The organism is Desulfococcus sp., assembly GCF_041737845.1.
Taxonomy (GTDB): domain Bacteria; phylum Desulfobacterota; class Desulfobacteria; order Desulfobacterales; family Desulfococcaceae; genus Desulfococcus.
On sequence record NZ_JBGSQX010000136.1, the window covers coordinates 1 to 21,405 of the forward strand.

Here is a 21,405-nt window from a genome sequence, read left to right on the forward strand (position 1 = left end):
GCGGGCCGGGCGGATGAATCCCCTTGGCGCCGGCTGTCTGCAGCGGCCTTGGGCGGCGCGGGCGCGGCATAGTCAAAATCCTTCACGGTGCGCCGCTCGATAGGCGCGCCCAGCACCTTGGTGATGGCCCGGACGATGAGGGCGTCCTCTGCGGTGGTGAGGGTAAAGGCGTCGCCCGTGCATTCCGCCCGGCCGGTTCGCCCGATTCGGTGGATGTATGCGTCGGGGGTGTCGGGGATGTCGTAGTTGATGACATGGGACACCCCGGAGACGTCGATGCCCCGGGCGGCGATGTCGGTGGCCACCAGGATCTGGAATTTGCCCGTGCGAAACCCATCCAATGCAGCCTGCCGCCGTCCCTGGGAGAGGTTCCCCTGGAGGGAGGCCGAGCTGTATCCGGCCTGGAGCAGCTTGTCTCCCAGCTGCCTGGCGCGGTGTTTGGTGCGGGTGAAGACCAGGACGGAGCCGGTGTCGGTACCGCGCAGGATCGCCATGAGAAGCGATGTCTTGAGGTGCTGGGACACCGGATAGAGGGCGTGGCTGACCGTGTCCGCGGGTGCCGTGGCCCCGATCTGGACGGTCGCCGGCCGGTTCAAAACCTCGCCCGCCAATGCCCGGATTTCGTCCGGCATGGTCGCGGAGAAGAGCAGGGTCTGCCTCTTTACGGGGAGACGCTTGAGGATCCGCCGGATATCGGGCAGAAACCCCATGTCGAACATGTGGTCCGCCTCGTCAAGCACCAGGACCTCCAGGTTGGGAAAGGCGACGGTCCCCCGGTTGAGGTGGTCGAGGAGGCGTCCGGGGCAGGCGACGACGATATCGACGCCCTGGCGGAGCCTCTGGATCTGGGGATTGATGTTGACCCCGCCGTAGAGGGTGATGGCGGACAACCGGGTCTCCCGGCCGAAAACCTCGATGGCGTGGTGGATCTGCTCCGCCAGTTCGCGGGTGGGTGCCAGGATCAGTGCCCGGGGGCGGTCGTGATGGTCGCTGCGGCCGGCCGGCTTTCGGCCTCTCTGCATGTTCTGGTTCGGATCGCAGTTGATCAGGCGATGGAGTATGGGAAGCGCGAATGCGGCGGTTTTGCCGGTGCCCGTCTGGGCAAGCCCCATCAGGTCGCCGCCGTCCATGACTCTGGGGATGGCTTGGATCTGAATGGGCGTCGGCCGGGTGTAGCCCGCGGCCGCAACGCCCGCCGACACGGCGGGATGCAGGTTGAATGCTTGAAACGTCATAAATTCCTTTGGGTTGTCGTGATATAATAGAGAAAAAAAGAAGCGGATATTCGGAAAAGACCAAAAAAAAGCCCCGGAAATCTTCCGGGACTTACGATAGATCGTTTTCGTCCAGAAACTTCAACTGGCAGTAATATTATATCTATCCGCATCGGATGTCAAATAAAATAAAATCGATTCGCCTTTCAGGAGCCGGTGATGACAGGGGCCGGCGGCTGTCCGGGCAGTTTGGTTCAAGTGCCGTTGAGGGTTGCTCCGGGCGGCCCGGATGAAACCCGTTGCAAAGTCGCCGCCGCCCCTGTAAAGAATCCCTATCGACCCTCCGCGATCTGAAACCAGGCCATTCGGCAGAAAGGCTTCCTCATGCCCGTTTCCTTCGGCAAGCGTCTCAGGATATTCCTGCCCTTTGCCCTGGGGTACTTCCTCTCCTACCTCTACCGCGCCATCAACGCCGTCCTGGCGCCCAATCTCTCCGGCGACATGGGGCTTTCGCCCGCCGAGCTGGGGCTCCTCACGGCGGTCTATTTTATCTCATTCGGCGCGTTCCAACTGCCGCTGGGCATACTCCTCGACCGGTACGGGCCCCGCAGGATCGAGGCTGCGCTCCTCATCGCCGCGGCCGCTGGAGCCCTCCTCTTCGCCCGAGCCGGAAGCCTGCCGGTCCTGGTCATCGGGCGGGCGCTCATCGGATTCGGGGTGTCGGCCTGCCTGATGGCGGCCTTCAAAGCCTTTGTCGTCTGGTTCCCCCCGGAGCAGCTTCCCCGCATCAACGGCTTCCAGATGGCCGCCGGCGGGATGGGCGCCCTGGCCGCCACCGCACCGGTGGAGGCCGCCATGGCCGTAACCGACTGGCGGGGAATGTTCACGATGCTGTCCCTCCTGACCGCGGGGGTGGCGGCCGTCATCTTTTTCGTCGTCCCCGAACGACGGCCGCCCCGGGAGGCCCCCGGCCGGGACCTCCGGTTCTCGGAACAGGTCCGGGGCATCGGGGCCGTGTTCGGAAGCACGGCCTTCTGGCGGATCGCCCCCTGGGCCGCCCTTTCCCAGGCGACCTTGATGTCGATCCAGGGCCTCTGGGCCGGCCCATGGCTGAGGGATGTGGGGGGCCTGGACCGGGCACGTGCGGCCGGAGTGCTCTTTTGGGTGGCCGTGGCCATGGTGGCCGGGTTCATCCTTCTGGGGGCCGCGGCCGAACGCCTGAACCGGCGGGGCGTTTCCCCCATGACCCTGGCGGGCGCGGGCATGGGGGCGTTCATGACGGTGCTCCTGGCCATCATCCTCTCCGGTTTTCAGGATCCTCCGGGCCGTTCCGGCCTCCTTTTTTCCCCGGGGTCGACCGGGCTGTGGATCCTGTTCGGCTTCTTCGGCACATCGGGGATTCTGCCCTATGCCATCCTCACCCAGAGCTTTCCCGCCCACCTCGCCGGCCGGGTCAACACGGCCCTGAACCTCCTGGTCTTCGTGGCGGCGTTCGCGGCCCAGTGGGGGATCGGCGCGATCATTCAGGGGTGGGAAGGGTGGGCGGGGTCCACGGGCGGCCCCGGCCATGGGGTCCGCGGCTACCCGGCGGCGTTCGGCGTGATGCTGGCCCTTCAGATGGCAGCCCTTCTGTGGTTCGGGATCGCCGGCCGGCGGGGAGGCGGGACGCCCCGGGATCATTTGTGTTGACGATGCGGTCCCGGCTCCCTATAGTCCCGCTTTCGACCCCGGGCCGCCCTGGCGGCCGCAACCCCCGAAACCCATAGGGACGCGCTTTCATGACAAGACACGCCAAGGCAGACATCCGGGTGCTGTTCGCCCTCACCCTGGTGCACTTTACGGGGGATTTCTACAGCTCCTTCACCAGCCCGCTTTTCCCGCTCTTCGTGGAGAAGATGGGGCTCTCCCTCACCCAGGTCGGCCTCATCGCGGGCGTCAACCGTTTCCTGGCCTTCATCGTGCAGCCCATGGCCGGTTATTATTCAGACCGGTATCAGACGCGCCTGTTCATCATGACAGGGCTCCTGATGCCGGTCGTCTTCATCCCGATTTCAGGCATCGCCACGGGGTTCTGGACCCTGCTCCTGTTCGTGGCCCTGGGGTCCGTGGGCTCCTCCATGTTCCACCCGTCGGTGACGGGCATGGTGCCGCTCTATTCGGGCGGCAACGCCGGGTTTTCCATGTCGGTCTTCAACACCGGCGGGACCCTCGCCTTCGGCGTCGGGCCGCTGTTCATCACCTGGTACGCGGTGCGGTACGGACTTTCGGCCCTGCCGGCGACCATGGTCTTCGGGCTTGCGGTCCTCGTCTACCTCTTTTTTGCGGTCCCGCGGCCTCAGAGCGAGGGGATGCGGCACCTGGGGTTTTTCGGCGCCGTCCGGGAAAGCCTGGGAGACGCCTGGAAGAGCATCGCCCTCATCTGGGTCGTCATGTTCCTGAGGGCACTGGTGGGGCAGTCGTTCATGACCTTCATGCCTGTGCTGTATGTCCAGAAGGGCTTCTCCATCGTATCCGCCGGCGTCATCTTCTCCCTTTTCACCATGGCCGGAACGGCCAGCGGCCTGCTCGCCGGCCACATCTCGGACCGGATCGGGTTCAAGCCCGTCTTCTTTTTTTCCCACGCCGCCATGGCCCCGATCCTCTATCTCTTCCTGAAGCTGGAGGGCGGCTGGGTTTACCTGGGCGCGGCCCTGGCCGGTGCCTCTGTGCTGGCGTCCCTGCCCATCGGCGTGGTCATGGCCCAGACCCTTGCCCCCAGAGGGCGGTCCATGGTGGCGAGCCTCATGATGGGTTTCGCCTTCGGCCTGGGCGGGATGCTCTCCCCCCTGGTCGGCAAGCTCGCCGACCTCACCTCCATCCAGACGGTGCTCACGGGGATCACGGTGATACCGCTGGTGACGCTGCCCATTATCGCCTGCTTTCCCGGCATCAAAAGCCGATAACGACCTGCGGAAACAGCGCCCCGGAAAAGGAAACCCGGAAACACGACAAAGGCTACCCATTGCTGGAAAGCCTTGCCGCGGTCATCGGCGTAGGCGGTGAGCCCCCGGGGTGCTGTGAATCCTCAGGTCTCGTCGTGGCAGACGGGGGCGCCCAGCTTTTTCAGGGAGAAGTTGTTGAAGATGTGGTGGCCGTCATAGTCGAGTATCCGAAGGTCGTTTTCCTGCTTCAGATCCTCCAGAATGACATGGTAGTGGTTCCCGTATTTCTCCTTCACGATCTCTTCCGGAACCTGATAGGCGATGAATTTCTTGATGCCCTTCGTTGCCAGCTTTCCGACCAGGCCGGGATCGTTGAGGGAGGCGTAGGTCGTAAGAAGCAGGATAGGCCCCGAACCGGTAAAGAAAATGCCTGCATTCATGGCACCCTCCTTTCTTCATGGGAATGAGGACGATGATGATGATGATATGGATCCGCATCATGCAATCGGCTGCCTCCGGGAAGGAACCTCCCCGCCCGGAGGCGGTTGGCGGGCATTTTGAAGGGCATCCGTGTCATGGGGTGACCTCTCGTGGTTTGGGGAAGAGATCCGCCTGATCTTTACATATCCAGAAAATAATCATCGGGGGATTCGTGTAAACGCCGCATCCTTCAGCGGACTCGGCCGTGAAGGGCCCCCCGGGCCAGGGAAAAATAAATGCCGATGGCGCACAGGACCGAGAAGGCCGCGAAACAGAGGGTGACCGATTTCAGGAGCTGGGGGTAGACCGGCGGGGCGATCTGGGCGTTTCCGATGAAAAAGGAAAAGGCCAGGGTGGCCAGGGTCATGCTCAGCATCTGCCCGATGAGGCGCATGGTGGACACCGTACCCGCCGCGATGCCGTAATGACGCCGGTCGACGCTGCCCATGATGGCGTTCATGTTGGGCGAGGAGAAAAGGGCGAACCCGATCCCCAGCACCACCAGGCTGACGACGATATACGGGATGCCGGTTTCGGGGGTGAGGAAGGCCAGGGCCGCAAGTCCTGCGGCCGTGAGCCCCATGCCGGTGGACGCGATGACGGAGGGTTCGATCCGGTCCGACAGCCTGCCCGCCGCGGGGGAGAAGAGGGCCATGACGGCCGGCTGGCAGATGAGAATCGTGCCGGCGCCCTCGGGGGAGAGGCCCTTGATGTACTGGAGGTACAGGCTCAGCAGGAAGGCCGCGGCAAAGGTGGCCGCGTAGTTGATGAGGGCCGCCAGGCTCGAATAGGCAAAGGTCCGGTTCCGGCTGAAAAGGCGGACCTCGAAGACGGGATACGCCGTCCGCAGCTCGTGGCGGACGAAAAGGGCCATGCCGGCGCCTCCCCCGGCCAGGAGGCCGATCCCCAGGAGGGCCGGCAGGACCGACAGCCCGTACATCAGGCAGATCAGGGAGGCGCCGTAGAGCAGGCTTCCCGCGACATCCAGGCGTTCACCCGCGGCGTCGGCCCACTCCTCCCGGATCTTGAGCGCGGCCAGGATCAGCGCGGCCGCCCCGATGGGCGCGTTGATGAGGAAGATGCTGCGCCATCCGAACGCCCCGGTGAGAAGGCCGCCGGCAAAGGGCCCCAGCGACAGCCCGAGGTAGACGCTGGATACGGTGATGCCGATGGCCTTGCCCCGCTCGCTGGGGGGAAAGACGGCCGAAACGATGGCAAAGGCCGTCGTCATGGTGATGGCCGCGCCCACCCCCTGGAATATCCGGAGCACGATGATCCAGAAAATCGATGGGACAAACGCCGTGGCCACCGTTGAGACGGTAAAGAGGAGAATGCCTTCCACGAGGATTTTCCGCCGGCCTCGGATGTCTGCGAACTTTCCGACCGGCACCAGCGCGACGCCCGAGGCCAGCAGGTAGGCGTTGGCCAGCCACCCCAGCATCACCGCGTCCACGGCGAATTCCGCCTGGATGGCCGGGAGGGCGATATTCACCGCCGAGATCATGAAGGGCGACATGAAGGTCGTGAGGGCCGCGACGGCAAGCACCGCTTTTTTGGACGTCTTTTCGGATGGTGAAGCCATGATCCGCCTCTTGGAAGGGGAAGATTCAGATCCCGTCAGTTTGTGCAGGCCCCGTCGTCATCCTCCGGGATGGCCAGGACCGCATCGGGATCGAGAATCCTGTGGGCCACGCCCAGTCTGCGGACCATGTTCATGAAAAACCTGGGCAGGGGGATGTCCCGGTCGATCATCAGGATGCCCAGCTCGTTGGCCCGGACAAGGACCGATTCGCTGTCGATCCCTTCCCGGCTGTCGCAGAGAAACTGGACGCGGAGGGCGTCGGTCAGGGGAATCCGCAGTTCGCCGAACCGGTGGGGGAGGGCGTGGAGCTCCTCCGTGATCAGGGCCTGGTTCTCCCGCCTGAACCCGGCGAAGGGCTCCATCAGGTTCTCGATGCCGAAAAGGTCGTTCAGGACAGCTCCCGAGAGCCTGCCGGCAAACCCGGGATCCCTGGCCGGGTATGCATCTCCCATGTGCGACTTCAGCTCCTTGAACAAAACCATCCTGACAATGTCCACCCCCTCCCGAAGGATGGGGATCAGCCTGCTCTGAATCTGCGGTGGATTGTCCTTCTCTTTTTCTGGTTCCATGACAACTCCTTTATCGGGCTGAAGGGGGTTAGGCTGAAGGTCAAACGGATGAAAATCGTTTTCAGCCTGCAGTCTTGACCTCTTTCTGGACGTGGATGCCCCGCCGGGACAGCTCCGCCATGAAGGAGTGGTAGGGGATGTCCACGGCCGGGTTGAGGACCCCCGTTGCGGTGATCTCCCCCCTGGCGATCATCTGAGCCGCGATGCTGGCCGGGCACCCGACGCCGATGTTCATGCCCAGCAGGCCGCTTTCCAGGTCTCTTTCGATGACGAGGTTCATGACGATGGATTTGGGCCGTCCGTCCTTGATGCCCGCAAACACGTTGGACATGGCCACGATGTCCTTCTCGTCGTCCTTGTACTGGAGCCGCGGTTCGAGGAGGGCGACCATGAACTGGTGGGGGGTGATCCCTCGGCCCGGTCCCGGGAGGGGGTTGTCGGACAGAAACCCGAGGGCCTTGAGGGGCCGCCAGAATTCGCACCACCCCGGCCATCGCAGGGCGAACCGCCCCGCCTCCCGGACGAAGGGGGTGATGCCCAGGAGGTCTGTATAGAAGACCGCGTCGCCGTTGGGCACGGCTTCGAGCGCCCCCAGGCCGGGAAAGTCGATGCGGCCGGTGAACGCCGGGTCGTGCTGCATGGCGGCCGGCACCTCCACGCGGCGGCCTTCCCGGAGGAAGACCGAATCCCGCTTCTGGGACCGCAGCACCATGTCCCAGTTCCAGCTGATCTTGTAGTTGAGGGGATTGTCGCAGGCCTTCTTTTCCGGAAATCCCCCGCAGTAGGAATTGAAGACATGGACCTCGTCGAATTCGGTGACGGCATGGCCGCACAGCACCAGGTCGATCCCGGGGTCGAGGCCGCATTCCGGCATCAGCGCAACGCCGGCGGCCGCGGCACGGTCGTGGAGCGGCCGCACCGGATACCCGTAATTGGTGCTCACCAGGGGCACCCGGGTTTCCAGGGCGGCCTCGAAGGCGTTCATCATGAAGGGCAGGGGCAGCAGGTCGACGGCGGCGTCCACCCCACGGCCGATGACTTCGCAGACGCCGGAGACCGAGGCGGCGTCCAGCCGCACCGCCGTGAGCTTGCCTGAATCCACCCCCCGGGCGAAGGCCTCCCATCCCGACAGATCGACATCCGCGCAGATCACCTGATCCACCCCCGCGCTCGCGGCCAGATCCCTGATGGCCGCCTTTCCCTGAAGCCCCATGCCGCCCAGCACCGCTATCCGCATTTTTCTTCCTTTCCGTATACCGTTCCATGGGCAAGATGAAAGCGCCTCGCCCGCACCAATCCGCTCCCGCTGACCCGGTCCCCGTCTTTCGGGAATCATGGCGGGGCCAGCCGGAAAAAGCTGGGAGAACATAAAGCACAAAACGCCGAAAGGGTCCACCGGAAAGATGGGCCGGCCGCGGGGGTTGAAGGCGCTCCGCCCCTCGGCCGATTTTCCGGGTTGACTTTGCGTGCGTTTCGATGGAGGGTAGCCCCAGGCGGCGCTTGCTATCCTGAAAAAAACCTGCGGAGGGCGCCCCGCCGGGATGATGCAACAATGGTGTGAATGGATGTGTGACAATCGATGGACTGCGGGCGGATACCCCTGAAAATTCTGATCTGCCTTGGTGCGGCGGTGCTTGCGGGAATCATCATCATGGGCCTCAACCCCAGGCATTCCCTTTTTACGAACAAGGTCGGCCGGCCGGCTGACGGTGCCGGCATCCGGTTCCGGAAGTACGGCATCGCCTTCACCAAGCCCTTCGACCCGGTGGTCCCGGCACGCCCGGCAGAGCGCCCGTCGTTTTCCGTGGAGATCGCCTTCACCTCCGAACACCGGCGGAAAAACGGGTTCGGCCTCCTGTTCATGTTCCATGACGGGGACGACGCATCCCAGTTCCTGATGGGGCAGTGGCACAGCCGCATCGTCTTCATGAACGGGGACGATTACGACCACAGCAGAAAAGCCCCTAGGATCATGGCCGACATCGCGGCGGCGGCATCGAAGGCGATTGTCGTGACCCTGGTCTCGGGCCCCGGGGGGACCCGCCTCTACATGGACGGCGGCCTGGTTCTCGAAAAAAAGGGCCTGAAGCTGACCCTCCCGGGCGGAGACCGTCGTCCCAGGCTCGTCTTGGGGAATTCCGTCTACGGCGACAATCCGTGGGAAGGGGCGGTTTACGGCTTTGCGGCGTATCCCCATGCCCTCACCCCCGCCGACGTGGCGAACCACCATGGCAGGTGGCTGAAAAGCCGCGATTTTTCATTCGCCATGGGGGAGGGGACTTCCCTGCTGTACCTCTTCGATGAGACATCCGGCGGCGAGTCGATAGACCGTTCGGGCCTGGGCCGGCATCTCGAGACACCGGCTGCGGTGACCGTGCTCAAACCGCGTATCCTGGCCTTTCCTCCCGATAAATTTCGATTCAGTTCCAATTTCATCCAGGATATCATCATCAACTTCATCGGGTTCGTGCCCTTCGGGCTGGTTTTCACCGCGATCCTTTTGCGGGTTCGCGGCCTGCGGGTCGGGTACGCCATGGCCGCCTCGGTCCTGCTGGGTTTTGCCGTCAGCCTCGCCATTGAAATCGGGCAGGCCTGGATCCCGTCGCGGAGTTCGAGCCTCCTCGATCTCCTGCTGAACACCGGGGGCGCCGGTTCGGGCGCCGCCGTCTGGGGCATCCTTTGCCGGAAATGATCTGATCGGACAAAAAACCCGCCTGTCTGGGAGGTGCGAGATGAAAATCAACTGTCCGGAATGCCTGACGGAGCATCATGTCGAGGACGCGGAGATACCGGATGCCGGCATGCGGGTGAGGTGCCGGATCTGCGGGACCACGTTCCAGGTGGCGCGGGAAACCCCGGTTGAGGCGGCGTATGATCTCGGGGAAGACGAGATGGTCTGCCCGAAATGCTTCATCACCCAGAAAAAGAGCGACACCTGCATGTGCTGCGGCCTCATCATCTCGAAATATCGGGAGGAGCCGCCCCGGCCAGAAGAGCGGCAGCAGCAGGAGCAACCGCAGCGGGCAGAGGTCTGCGTCCCCATGCCGGAAGCGCCGGCCGCAGGAGGCCGCGGGGCGCATCCGCCCCCCCCTCCCGGCGGCGGACCCGGACCGAACACGCCCGGCGAGCTGGTCCGCGGCCTGTTCGACCTTTCGTTCAACCGCCTGATTACGCCGGGGATGATCAAGGGGATTTACGGATTTCTGCTGATCTTCGGGGGCGCGGTCGCCCTGATCCTCCTCAATTTTTTCGTTTTTTCCGCAAAAAACCACTGGGCCGCCATCGCGACCCTGCTGGCATACCTCTTTGCCGTCGTCGTCGTCCGAATCCAGGCGGAGTTCCTGATTGTCTTCTTCCGGATCGAGAGGAACACCCGGAAGGACGATAAATGACCGCCCCGGGGAATCGGGCGGCGCGCCAGCACCCCAATTCACGCAAAACAAGGAGGCTGCATCATGTTGATCACGGCATCGGAGATTGATGATTTTCGGGAGATCATCCGGGACGCCGGGCGAAATCCGGCGGATTTCGACCTTGTGGAGGAAAAAGCCCACCTGCCCGAACCCGCCCGGCCGTCGGACGCCGTTCAGGCGGTCGTCACCTGCCGGCGGACGGGGAAGCGCCGGAGCTACAACGCCCTCCACTGGGTCGTCGATTTCGCGGACGACATCCGCGACGGCGCCTTTGATTGAGGCCGGCCGGACGATGACGACTTTCGGCGTGTTCGGATGCCCGCGGCGATGAAAACCGTCACCGCTGCCGTCATTGAAAAGAACGGCCGGATCCTGCTCACCCGCAGGTCCCACGGCCAGATCTTCGCAGGGCGGTGGGAGTTTCCGGGCGGCAAGCAGGAGCCGGGCGAAACCCTTGCCGCCTGCCTCGAACGGGAGATCCGGGAGGAGCTTTCGGTCACGGTCCGGGCCGGGGAGATTTATGCCGAGAGCATCTTCTGCTCCGAGCGGGGGGCCATCCGGCTGGTGGCCATGAAAGCAGACCTGGGCGATGAAGAGATCCGGCTCTCCGTCCACGACCGGTACGCATGGGTGGAAAGAGCCCGCCTCGCCGATTACGACCTATCGCCCGCGGACATCCCCATCGCGCGGAAGCTTTCGAAGGAAGCAAGTTGATTCCGGCCAGGCCCGGAAGGCTTGTGGCGGTGCCCCGCCGCCCCGAGATCGGATTGGGCAGCATTTCGAATCCATATGATTTCCTGAAATACCGGCGCGGGGGCATGGTGAACATCCGATGGACAGTTATTCAAGTTTCGCCGAAATGAAACAGCATGAACGGGAAGGCCGCGATTACGCGATCCTGTATCGCGAGGCGGATTCCCCGTTCGCCATCATGGCGCCCCACGGCGGCGGCATCGAGCCGGGCACGGTGGACATCGCAGACGCCGTCGCCGGAAGCGATCATACCTTTTATGCCTTCAAGGGGATGAAAAAGGCGGGAAACAAAATGCTGCACATCAGCAGCAACCGCTATGACGAGCCCATCGGCGCCATGGCGGCGACGCATGCCCGGATCGTGATTTCGGTCCACGGGTGCCGGGACCTGGAGGAGATGGTGTTCATCGGGGGCAGGCACCAGGCCCTGAAGCAGAAGATCCGGGATGCCTTGAGAGGCGCCGGTTTCAGGGCCACGGTCGATGAGGTGCCGGGGCTGCGCGGGATCCACCCGGATAACATCTGCAACCGGTGCAAAGTCGGAAAGGGCGTCCAGTTGGAGATTTCAAGGGGGTTGCGGGAAAAAATGTTCGAAAAGCTGGACCAAAGGTCGTCGAGGCGGAAAACGAAGATGTTTGATGCGTTTGTCGATGCCGTCAAAGGCGCGTTGGCGGCTTATGAAGCGAGGTAGACTTTCCGGGACGATAGAGACATACCTTGTGATTCGCAGCGCAGCACTTTTCAGACGCATCCAACAGGGCATCGACCTTGCCCTGGGGTCTGCCCCAACAAATTGCGTGGGGTGCATTCCTGTGATAATGGATGATTGTACCGTCGCGACCCTGTCGGTCAATGCGCTCGGCAGGGCGGATCGGAAATGATCCATCCCATCCAAAACCAAAGGAGATCCGAATGAAACAAGCCATCCGATTCTTCATGTGCGCCTGCTGCCTCGTCCTGTTCGTCCAGTGCGCGGCAGGCCCGAACCCCCGCGCCATGAAAAAACCAGGTCCGGATGAGGCACTGCAGATGCTGAAGGACGGCAACATGCGATTCCATGCCGGAAAGGCGAAAAACCCCCACGCGAACGCGGCACGCCTTCAGATGGCCGGCAGGGAGGACCAGGGGAATCACGCCATTGCAACGGTCATCTCCTGTTCCGACTCCCGCGTCCCCGTGGAGTTGATTTTCGACGCCGGGGTCATGGATCTCTTTGTCATCCGGGTCGCGGGCAACGTCTGCGACACGGACGAGATCGGGTCCATCGAGTACGGCCTGGCCCATGTCCACACCCCCGTGTTCGTAATGCTGGGCCACACCCAGTGCGGCGCGGTCACGGCCGTCATCCACGCGGCCCACGGCAAGGGGCATGCCCTCGAGCGGAACATCCCCCCGCTGGTGGACAACATCATTCCGGCCGTCCAGCGGGCCATGGAAATCCACAAGGGCGCCCATGGCGACGCCATTATTCCCTTTGCCATCGAGGAGAACGTCTGGCAGGGGATCGAAGACCTCTTCCTGAACAGCCCCGCAACCGTGAACCTCGTCAAGGCGGGCAAGGTCAAGGTGGTCGGCGCGATCTATGATGTCGGGACCGGAATCGTCTCGTGGCTCCCCTCGGAAAAGGTGGATGCGATCCTTGCGGCAGTCGAGGCCAACCCGTTCCGGGAGACGGAGCCGTTTGCCAAGGAATAACCGCTGGGAGCCCGGGGCCGCGCAGGCCAAGGCGGGCGCGAAGGGCGCCTGGTGCGGAATCCTTATTTTGGTGTGCGAATGGAACCGAATGCAATGACGATGAATCGTGACGGCAATGCAAGCTGCCTCAGCGTCCTCATCGTGGACGACGAGGTCAATATCCGCAAGACGCTCGCTTACTGTCTTGCGGCCGAAGGCCATACGGTCATCGCGGTGAGCAACCTCGCCGACGCCGTCGATGAGGCAAGGCGGCGCGCCTTTGACCTGGCCTTCGTGGACCTCAGGCTGGGGGAGGAGAACGGCATGGACCTGATCCCCGTTCTCGCGGCGGAGTCCCCCTGGACCAAGATCGTGGTCATCACGGCCCACGCCTCCATCGAAAGCGTCGTGGAGGCGATGCGGCGCGGCGCCGCCGATTACATCGCCAAACCCTTCACCCCGGACCAGGTCCGGCTGATCACCCGCCGGATCGCCGGCATCCGGGCACTGGAAACCGAGGTCGCCGCCCTCCGGGAGGACATCCAGCGACTTGGCCCGGAGGATCGGCTTCAGACCGCGAACGCCGGAATGCAGCGGGTCATCGAGACCGCGAGAAAGGCCGCGCCATCGGAGGCCGTCATCCTTCTCACGGGAGAGAGCGGTACGGGCAAGTCGGTCTTTGCGAGGGCCATCCACCACTGGAGTGCAAGGGCGGCGAAGCCCATGGCGGTTGTGGCCTGCCCGGCGGTCCCGGCCGATCTTCTCGAGAGCGAACTCTTCGGCCACGCCAAAGGCGCGTTCACGGGGGCGGTGCGGGATGTTCCGGGGCGCATCGCGGCATGCGAGGGCGGCACGCTCTTCCTCGACGAAATCGGGGACATGGCCCCTTCGGTCCAGGCCAAGCTGCTGCGCTTTATCCAGGACAGGGAATACGAGCGTATCGGGGAACCTTCGACAAGGAGAGCGGATGTGCGCATCCTCGTGGCCACCAACGCCGATCTCGAGCAGCGGGTGGCCGAGGGCCGCTTCCGGGAGGACCTCTTCTACCGGATCAACGTCATCCGCCTGACGATCCCCCCGCTTCGGGAGCGCCCGGAGGACGTCCTGCCGCTGGCCAGGGGTTTTCTCGCCCATTTCGGCCGGGCCAACCACAAGGCCATTCTGGGCTTCACGGCGGAGGCCGAAGCCTCGCTGACCCGCCATGCGTGGCCCGGGAATGTCCGGGAGCTTCGCAATGCCGTCGAGCGGGCCGCGATTCTGGGAAGCGGCCAGTGGATCGGCAAGGCGGATCTTCCCGGCGATATCGTCCCCGCCCCGGGCAGCCCCGCCATCGGAGACAGGGTGCCCCTGTCCGCCATCGAGGCCCTCCATATCCGCAGGGTCATGGCCAATACCGCCTCGCTCCAGGAAGCGGCGGACGTTTTGGGAATCGACCAGGCGACGCTCTGGCGCAGAAGGAAGACCTACGGAATCTGATCCCCCTTGCCATGCCGATCCGCCTTGCATTCTGCAAGATCACCTTGGCCCCGACCTTTCAAACTTCAAGGCAACCCCCTCAACTGGTTTTGTAACCAATCGTAATCGTAAATATTTCCGGATGGCATAGCGATTGCTTTACTCATGGGCGACTGTAGCGGCCCAACGGAGGAGAATCCCCCATGACCCTGATCAAGAAAATTCTCATCGGATACGGCGTCGTTTTTGCCCTCATGGGCTTTGTGGTCGCCTGGGCCGTTACGAACCTGGTGTCGCTGGGCAAGGCGACCGACGCCATCCTGAGCGAGAATTACCGGAGCATTCTTGCCGCCGAGAACATGGTGGACGCCATCGAGCGGCAGGACAGCGGCATCCTGCTCATGTATCTGGGCGATGCGCAGAAGGGCATCGCTCAGTTCCGGGAAAACGAGATGGGCTTCCTGGCATGGCTGGCCCGGGCCAAGGACAACATCACCATCGCCGGCGAAGAGGGGCTTGTCCAGTCCATCGAAACGGATTATGCGGCCTACCGGGGCCGGTTTTCCGAATTGACCGACATGAACGCCGCGGCCGGAAGCCCTTTCCAGTCCTCCGATTACCAGGAAACGGTTTATCCCCTTTTCGCCCGGGTGCGTGAGGCGTGCATCGGCCTGCGCAATCTCAATGAGCAAACCATGTACGCGGCCAGCGTAAACGCGGGCCGCGTGGCCCGGCGCGCCATCTGGTCCACGGTCGCGGTGGCCGCTTCGGCGTCCATCGTGGCCCTGATCTTCAGCCTGGTTCTCGCCCGGCGGATCGTCGAGCCGATCCGGCGCTTCATGGAGGCGTCCCGAAAAATCTCCCTGGGGGACTATACCGTTCAGGTGCCCGTGGAAACCGGCGACGAGCTGGGCCGCCTGGCCGGGGAATTCAACCAGATGGCCACCCAGCTTGGCCGGTATCACGAGATGAACATCGACCAGATCATCGCCGAGAGGAACAAGGGGGAGGCGATTCTCGCCAGCATCGAGGACGGCCTGGTGGTTTTCGATACCCGGCTCAAGGTGACCGGCATCAACCCCGCCGCGCGCCGGTTTCTCGATTTGAACGGCCCCGAAAACGCCTTGCGTTGCTGCGAGGACATCCTCCCCGCATCGGATGTTTGCAACCTGATCCGCAAGACGGTCGAAACCGGGATACAACCCAGCATCCCCGATGAACAGCGGATTGTCACCCTGTCGAAGGGGGAGAAGCCCCGTCACTGCCTGTTTTCCGTCACGGCCATCGGCGGGCGGGACCGGAGTCTGTCGGGCATCGTGCTGCTGCTCAAGGACGTCACCCGCCTGAAGGAGGTGGAGCGCCTGAAAAGCGATTTCATCATGGCGGCATCCCACGAGCTGCGGACGCCCCTCACCAGCCTGGGCATGAGCGTGGACCTCCTCTTGGAGCACGCGGCCCAGGGGCTCGCAGAGAAGGACCGGGAGCTGCTTCAGGCGGCCCACGAGGAGGTCCATCGGATGAAGTCCCTGGTCAACGACCTGCTCGATCTGTCCAGGATAGAGGCGGGGAGGGTCGAAATGGAGTTTGAAAACGTTCCGATTCCGACCCTTTTCGACCATGTGCAGGCGGTATTCAAAAGCCAGACGGGCATGAAGGAGGTCGCGCTCACGATGGCGCCCGCAGGAGATCTTCCCAAGGTCCGAGCGGACGCCAACAAGATCGTCTGGGTCCTCACCAACCTGGTTTCCAACGCCCTGCGGTATGTGGGCAAGGGCGGCCATATCCAGCTCACGGCCCTCAGGATCGGACGCCAGGTCCATCTGTCTGTCCGTGATGACGGACCGGGAATTCCCGAGGAATATCAATCCCGGATCTTCCAGAAATTTGTCCAGGTAAAAGGACGGGAGGCGGGCGGAACCGGGCTGGGGCTCGCCATCTGCAAGGAGATCGTGCGCGCCCACGGCGGTGCGATCTGGGTGGAATCCGCCCCGGGCCGGGGCAGCACCTTCACCTTCACCCTGGCGGTGGCCCGATAGGAGGGACCCATGGAGAAAAAAACGATTCTGATTGTTGACGACGAAAAGAACATTCGCCTGACCATGTCTCAATCATTGGAAGCCCTGAATATTCCGGTCCAGACCGCGGTGAACGGCGAGGAGGCGCTGCAGTTGCTTGACGGGGAGGGGCCGTTCGGACTGGTGTTTCTGGACTTGAAGATGCCCGGGATGGACGGCATGGACGTCCTGCGCCGGATTCAGGACAACTGGCCAAAAACCCGGGTGATCATCATCACCGCCCACGGAACCATCGAGACCGCCGTGGAGGCCATGAAGCTGGGCGCAGCGGATTTCATCCAGAAGCCCTTCAGCCCCGGCGACATCCGGGATCTGGCGACGCAGGTGCTGGAACGCGAGGCCCTGGACGAAGCGAGCGCGGTCGATTACTCCTCTCTCATCGAGCTGGCCAAACGTCACATTACGGATCGGAAGTTTTCGCCGGCCCGGGAGACGGTGCGCCGGGCCATCGCCGCCGATCCGGGAAAGGCGGAGGCCTACAACCTTCTCGGGGCCCTGCTTGAGATCAAAAATGACCGCCTGGAAGCGCTGAAGTTCTACCGCGCGGCCCTGGACATCGATCCTACATACAAACCGGCCGCGGCAAACCTGGATCGGGCCACCTCCTGGATCAAAACCGGAAAGATCGATCTGGGTCCGGACAGGAAGGATGCCGGGGCCGGGGACGAGCGCACGAGCGAGGACCGGAATGACGCATAACCGCTATATCGTGATCGTCGGGTGCGGCCGCCTGGGCTCTCACCTGGCCAACCAGCTCAGCCGCGGCGGCGATTCCGTCGTGGTGATCGACCGGGATCACGCCACCTTCGGCAACCTGTCCGCTGATTTCAGCGGCTTTCGCGTCGAGGGGGACGCCACCCAGATGTCGGTGCTCCGGGAGGCCAGGCTGAACCGGGCCGATATCCTGATCGCCACGACACACAAGGATAACATCAACCTGATGGCGGCACAGGTGGCCCGCAGGATATTCGGCGTTTCCCATGTGCTGGCCCGGGTGTTCGATCCCCGGCGGGAGGCGGTCTACACCCGATTGGGAATCGATACCATCTGTCCGACATCCCTCGCCGCCGGGATGTTCCTCGCGGCCGTTTCCGGAGAAAGCAAAGAAGAGGGAGGCGCAAGGCCATGAAGGTGATGATCGTCGGCGGCGGAAGGACCCTCTATTTTCTCTGCCGGACCTTTACCGCCAAAGGATATGAGGTGATCATCGTCAACCGGAACCGGGAGGAGTGCGTCGAGCTGGCAAGGCGGCTCGCCGCAACGGTGGTCTGCGGCGACGGGAGCGACCCCGGAATCCTCATGGAGGCGGGCGCGATGGCGGCCGACGCAGTGCTGGCCATCACCCCGGCCGACCCGGACAATCTGGTGATCTGCCAGCTCGCCTCCCTTCAATTCGGCGTTCCGAGGGTCGTGGCGCTGGCCAACGACCCCGACAATGTCGAGGTGTTCGAAAAGCTGGGCGTTTCGGCCTTTTCAACCACCCGCATCGTCGGGAGCCTGATCGAACAACGGGCATCCCTGGACCAGATCATCAACCTGCTGCCGGTGGGTGAAGGTCGGGTGAATGTGACGGAGATCGTGCTGGACGCCCATTCACCGGTCGCAGGAAAGCTGTTGAAGGAGATCGACCTCCCCGAAAACGCCCTGATCGCGGTCGTGATCCGCGACAATCAACCGATCATTCCCCGGGGGGCCAGCAATCTCCTGGCAGGGGACCGCGTGGTGCTGATCACCCTGCCGGAGAACCACGGCAAGGTGATCAGAGCGTTTACGAGGGAACGGAACTAGAGGGACCGGACCGTGCGAGAAAAGGAATATCTCAGGCAGCACTATGCCGCGATCCTGGCATCCGCCGGAATGATCTTCGTTGTCAGCGGCGGGGTCATGCTGACGCCGCTGACGGTCCTTGCCGTTCATCCGGAAGAGGCCGCGCACGCATGGGCCTTCGGCCTTCCCGCAGGATGTCTCGTCCTGCTGGGGGGTATGCTGTGGCGAGTGTTTCGCTCCGCATCCAGCATCACCCTGTCGATGCAGGAGGGCGGCGTCATCGTCCTTACGAGCTGGATTGTGGTCATTCTCTTTTCGGCATGGCCTTTCGTGCCGGTGGCGGGGCTTTCGTTTTCCCGGGCGGTTTTTGAGTCGGTGAGCGGATGGACCACCACGGGGCTCTCGGTGGTGGACGTGACCCGCGCCGGCCCGATGATTCTGCTGTGGCGAAGCGTAATCCAGCTGGCCGGCGGCGCCGGGTTGGCCATCCTCATGATGTCGGCCGTCGTCGGCCCCACGGGGGTCGGCATTTCGAGCGCAGAGGGGCGGGGCGATCAGCTCGTGCCCCAGGTTCGGCAATCGGCTCGTCTCGTTCTGATGATCTATTTCGGCTATGCCGCAGCAGGGATATTGGCATACGTCCTGGTGGGCATGTCTCTTTTCGACGCGGTCAACCATGCCTTTGCCGCCGTATCCACAGGGGGGTTTTCCACCCGGCCGGAGAGCATCGGGTACTGGGATTCAACAGCCGTCGAAGCGGTGACCCTGGCGCTCATGCTGGTCGGCAACCTGAGTTTCGTGACCGCATGGTTCCTGTGGCGCGGGAGGCTTTCCACCATCATCCGAAACGGCGAGGTCCGACTCATGGCCGTCCTCATTCCCTTTTCCGCGGCCGCCGTCTTCCTTTTCACATGCCGGACGATATACCCCCAGCTTGGAAAATCGATTCGCGTCGCAGTCTTTGAGACCGTATCGGCGTTGACCACCACGGGATTTTCAACCGTCGGTTACGGAAACTGGAACGCCTTCGGGGTATTCCTGTTGATTCTATTGATGCTGGTCGGCGGGGGGACGTGTTCCACGGCCGGCGGCATCAAGCAATTCCGGATCTACCTGCTGTGGAAGCTGCTCTGCTGGGAGATCGGGCGTTCCTTCAAGCCGCAGGCCGCGGTCCTGGAACGTTCCATCTGGGAGGGCAATCGCCGGGTTTTCGTGGATGACGCCAAGGTGCGCCACGTGGCGGTGTTTATCTTCTTCTACCTGGTGACCTATGTGTCCGGGGTCATGCTCCTGTGCGCCTGTGGATACGGCCTTGGCGATTCCCTGTTTGAATTCGCCTCCGCCATCGGGACGGTCGGGATCTCGGTAGGGGTGACCTCCGCCCGGATGCCCGATGCCGCGCTCTGGGCGGAGATCCTTGCCATGTTTTTGGGACGGCTGGAGTTCATGGTGGTGATCATCAGTCTGCTCAAGCTTGCCAGGGACAGCCGACGGATGATGACCCCCACGATGAATGGCGGTACATGAGATGAAAAAACAAGGCAACCCAAATGATCCCGGCGCGACATCCGGTCTCCGGCTGCTGCTGTGCGACGCCACCGGCAAGGCCTGCGGGATGTCATCATTGGATGAGGCTTGGGTATCCAGCCCGATCCAATGCTTCGATAACGCCGTGGACATGAACCCCGAACTCATTGCGGTTCGTTTCGGGCAGATGCCGGTGGGTGATAGCGGCATCCTCGTGGAACTGATCACCGCGCTGAAGCGGAACAGCCATACCCGGAGGCGCCCCGTGCTGGCGCTGCTCCATTCAAAGCACCGGAAGCTCCTTGAGGAGATCCATCTTGCGGGGGCGGACCTTGTCCGATATGTTGGAGAGACCATGCTGGATCCACCCCGCCTGAATCAGATCATTGACGGATTGAACCCGGATGACCGGTTGGCTGCGCATCTGGCGGTGATATGCCGGTTTTTGCATTACAACAGCATGGACTCCCGGCACGAGTTGATCGTATGCGGGGCGTATCTGGACCGAATGGTTTTAGGGGGGGATCGGCTGCATCAGCTCTGCGAGACCGAGGATCACCGTCAATGCGAATACTTCCTGAACCCGAGGTTGAATTCATGACCTTCCGCCATCAGGTGCTCAAGATGCATCCGGCACTGCTCATCCTGGCGAGTTTTCTGTTGCTGATCGCAGCCGGGACGCTTCTGCTGAAACTGCCCGTTTCCACGGCATCCGGCCGTATTCCATGGATCGATGCCGTGTTCACGGCCACCTCCGCCGTGTGCGTCACGGGGCTTGCCGTCGTGGACACCGGGCGTTATTTCACCGTTTTCGGTCAATGTATCATCCTGGCACTGATCCAGATCGGCGGATTGGGCCTCATGACCATATCCGTAACTCTCTTTCAATGGTTGGGCAGAAACATCTCCATCCGTCAACGCATGGCCATGCAGGACCTCTTTTGCCACACCCCCCGGGCGGACATTTTCAGCCTGGTCAGGAGCATCGTCCTGATGACGATAGGGACGGAGCTGGCCGGGGGAATTCTGTTGGCCTTCCACTGGAGCCGTGAGATGCCGCTGCCGCAGGCCGCCTACACCGCGCTTTTTCATTCGGTCTCGGCCTTCTGCAATGCCGGTTTCGGCCTGTTTCCCGACAACATGATGCGGTACAGCGACGACCTGCTGGTCAATGCGGTCATATGCAGCCTGATTGTCGTCGGCGGGATCGGTTTTCCGGTGCTCTACGACCTGCAGAGCTGGATAAGGTCCCACAATGACAGACGACTCAGGCTTTCGGTTCAAACCCGGACCGTACTGACGACGACCCTGGTTCTGATTGTCTCCGGCGCCCTCATGTTCGCGATGTTGGAGCGGCCTCTTCCGGGGGAGGCCCAATCCCTCTGGCATCGGATCCTGACGTCCGTATTCCAGTCCATCACCTGTCGAACCGCCGGGTTCAACACAGTGGATATCGCCTCTCTCGCGGACGCCACCCTCGCCATGATGATCTTTCTCATGTTTTTCGGCGCGTCGCCCGGTTCATGCGGCGGCGGCGTCAAAACCACGACCCTGGCGCTCCTGGCCGCGTTCACCGTAAGCAGGATGCGCCGGCAGCGGCGGGTAAACCTTTTCAAAAAGAGCGTTCCCGAGGAAACCGTGGCCCGCAGTCTGTCCCTGATGTTGGTCTCCATAGGGATCATCTGTACGGTCCTGTTTCTGATCCTGGTGGGAAACACGTTTGGCGGGCATCCGGGGAGCGACCCGGGAAGGTCTTTCCTGGCCCTGCTGTTTGAAACCGTATCGGCGTTCGGAACCGTGGGGCTGTCCATGAACGTCACGCCGACGCTGAACCTCTGGGGCAAGGCCTGGATCATCGTGACGATGATCATCGGGCGGGTGGGGGTGCTTACCTTCTCCTATATTATTGTCGGCACCGGTGTTATGAATGGGATTGAGCACTCCGAGGAAAATATGATGATCGGATAGAAGGGAA

At 62.8% G+C, this 21,405-nt stretch carries 21 protein-coding genes; 16 read left to right on the forward strand and 5 right to left on the reverse strand.

Translation table 11 applies throughout. The features are described 5' to 3' along the window. Positions 1-1,235 (reverse strand): DEAD/DEAH box helicase (locus ACEW8N_RS15815; protein ID WP_373500810.1); only part of this gene is annotated, 1,235 nt, incomplete at its 3' end. A 363-nt stretch (positions 1,236-1,598) separates the two neighbouring features. On the opposite strand from ACEW8N_RS15815, the gene ACEW8N_RS15820 reads away from it, so the two are divergent. Then, positions 1,599-2,903: an MFS transporter gene (locus tag ACEW8N_RS15820; protein WP_373500811.1), complete on the forward strand. Its 1,305-nt coding sequence runs from the start codon at positions 1,599-1,601 to the stop codon at positions 2,901-2,903. Between the two features lie 89 nt (positions 2,904-2,992). Further along, complete coding sequence (locus tag ACEW8N_RS15825; protein WP_373500812.1) at positions 2,993-4,156, forward strand: MFS transporter; 1,164 nt, start codon at positions 2,993-2,995, stop codon at positions 4,154-4,156. Between the two features lie 122 nt (positions 4,157-4,278). Here the strand turns inward: ACEW8N_RS15825 and ACEW8N_RS15830 are convergent, their stop codons facing one another. The 4 genes from ACEW8N_RS15830 to ACEW8N_RS15845 all read right to left on the reverse strand — a co-directional run bounded on the left by ACEW8N_RS15830 (position 4,279) and on the right by ACEW8N_RS15845 (position 8,003). Then, positions 4,279-4,575 carry a hypothetical protein gene (locus ACEW8N_RS15830; RefSeq protein WP_373500813.1) on the reverse strand — a complete coding sequence of 99 codons (297 nt, stop codon included), beginning with the start codon at positions 4,573-4,575 and terminating at the stop codon, positions 4,279-4,281. Between the two features lie 230 nt (positions 4,576-4,805). Beyond that, positions 4,806-6,197: an MFS transporter gene (locus tag ACEW8N_RS15835; protein ID WP_373500814.1), complete on the reverse strand. Its 1,392-nt coding sequence runs from the start codon at positions 6,195-6,197 to the stop codon at positions 4,806-4,808. Between the two features lie 35 nt (positions 6,198-6,232). Next, a complete protein-coding gene (locus ACEW8N_RS15840; RefSeq protein WP_373500815.1) occupies positions 6,233-6,766 on the reverse strand; it encodes a hypothetical protein in 534 nt (177 codons plus the stop codon). Positions 6,767-6,827: 61 nt separating this feature from the next. Beyond that, a complete protein-coding gene (locus tag ACEW8N_RS15845; RefSeq protein ID WP_373500816.1) occupies positions 6,828-8,003 on the reverse strand; it encodes a saccharopine dehydrogenase family protein in 1,176 nt (391 codons plus the stop codon). A gap of 342 nt (positions 8,004-8,345) precedes the next feature. Between ACEW8N_RS15845 and ACEW8N_RS15850 the strand changes: the two genes are divergently transcribed. From ACEW8N_RS15850 to ACEW8N_RS15915, 14 genes are all read left to right on the forward strand, one after another. After that, positions 8,346-9,458 carry a VanZ family protein gene (locus ACEW8N_RS15850; protein ID WP_373500817.1) on the forward strand — a complete coding sequence of 371 codons (1,113 nt, stop codon included), beginning with the start codon at positions 8,346-8,348 and terminating at the stop codon, positions 9,456-9,458. Positions 9,459-9,498: 40 nt separating this feature from the next. Next, complete coding sequence (locus ACEW8N_RS15855) at positions 9,499-10,158, forward strand: DUF4282 domain-containing protein (RefSeq protein WP_373500818.1); 660 nt, start codon at positions 9,499-9,501, stop codon at positions 10,156-10,158. Between the two features lie 63 nt (positions 10,159-10,221). After that, entirely contained in the window at positions 10,222-10,458 is a 237-nt protein-coding gene (locus ACEW8N_RS15860) for a hypothetical protein (protein ID WP_373500819.1), read from the forward strand. A 48-nt stretch (positions 10,459-10,506) separates the two neighbouring features. Continuing rightward, positions 10,507-10,893, forward strand: a complete 387-nt coding sequence (locus tag ACEW8N_RS15865) for a (deoxy)nucleoside triphosphate pyrophosphohydrolase (RefSeq protein ID WP_373500820.1) — start codon at positions 10,507-10,509, stop codon at positions 10,891-10,893. Positions 10,894-11,011: 118 nt separating this feature from the next. Next, positions 11,012-11,623, forward strand: coding sequence for a poly-gamma-glutamate hydrolase family protein (locus ACEW8N_RS15870; RefSeq protein ID WP_373500821.1), 612 nt, complete (start codon positions 11,012-11,014; stop codon positions 11,621-11,623). A gap of 221 nt (positions 11,624-11,844) precedes the next feature. Beyond that, the gene (locus ACEW8N_RS15875) at positions 11,845-12,627 is read left to right on the forward strand and encodes a carbonic anhydrase (protein ID WP_373500822.1); all 783 of its coding nucleotides are present in this window, start codon (positions 11,845-11,847) and stop codon (positions 12,625-12,627) included. A gap of 93 nt (positions 12,628-12,720) precedes the next feature. Next, positions 12,721-14,082, forward strand: coding sequence for a sigma-54-dependent transcriptional regulator (locus ACEW8N_RS15880; protein ID WP_373500823.1), 1,362 nt, complete (start codon positions 12,721-12,723; stop codon positions 14,080-14,082). Between the two features lie 242 nt (positions 14,083-14,324). Further along, complete coding sequence (locus ACEW8N_RS15885) at positions 14,325-16,097, forward strand: ATP-binding protein (protein ID WP_373500840.1); 1,773 nt, start codon at positions 14,325-14,327, stop codon at positions 16,095-16,097. A 9-nt stretch (positions 16,098-16,106) separates the two neighbouring features. Then, on the forward strand, positions 16,107-16,835 hold the full coding sequence (locus ACEW8N_RS15890) for a response regulator (protein WP_373500824.1): 729 nt from the start codon (positions 16,107-16,109) through the stop codon (positions 16,833-16,835). Further along, positions 16,825-17,265 (forward strand): TrkA family potassium uptake protein, encoded by a 441-nt coding sequence (locus ACEW8N_RS15895; RefSeq protein ID WP_373500825.1) that lies wholly within the window; start codon positions 16,825-16,827, stop codon positions 17,263-17,265. The genes ACEW8N_RS15890 and ACEW8N_RS15895 overlap by 11 nt, the downstream gene beginning before the upstream one ends. Beyond that, positions 17,262-17,924 carry a TrkA family potassium uptake protein gene (locus tag ACEW8N_RS15900; protein ID WP_373500826.1) on the forward strand — a complete coding sequence of 221 codons (663 nt, stop codon included), beginning with the start codon at positions 17,262-17,264 and terminating at the stop codon, positions 17,922-17,924. Before ACEW8N_RS15895 ends, ACEW8N_RS15900 begins: the two co-directional genes overlap by 4 nt. Before the next feature lie 12 nt (positions 17,925-17,936). Next, complete coding sequence (locus tag ACEW8N_RS15905; RefSeq protein ID WP_373500827.1) at positions 17,937-19,430, forward strand: TrkH family potassium uptake protein; 1,494 nt, start codon at positions 17,937-17,939, stop codon at positions 19,428-19,430. Position 19,431: 1 nt separating this feature from the next. Next, positions 19,432-20,031, forward strand: coding sequence for a hypothetical protein (locus ACEW8N_RS15910; RefSeq protein WP_373500828.1), 600 nt, complete (start codon positions 19,432-19,434; stop codon positions 20,029-20,031). Beyond that, positions 19,995-21,398 (forward strand): TrkH family potassium uptake protein, encoded by a 1,404-nt coding sequence (locus ACEW8N_RS15915; protein WP_373500829.1) that lies wholly within the window; start codon positions 19,995-19,997, stop codon positions 21,396-21,398. Before ACEW8N_RS15910 ends, ACEW8N_RS15915 begins: the two co-directional genes overlap by 37 nt. The last annotated feature ends 7 nt before the right edge of the window (positions 21,399-21,405 follow it).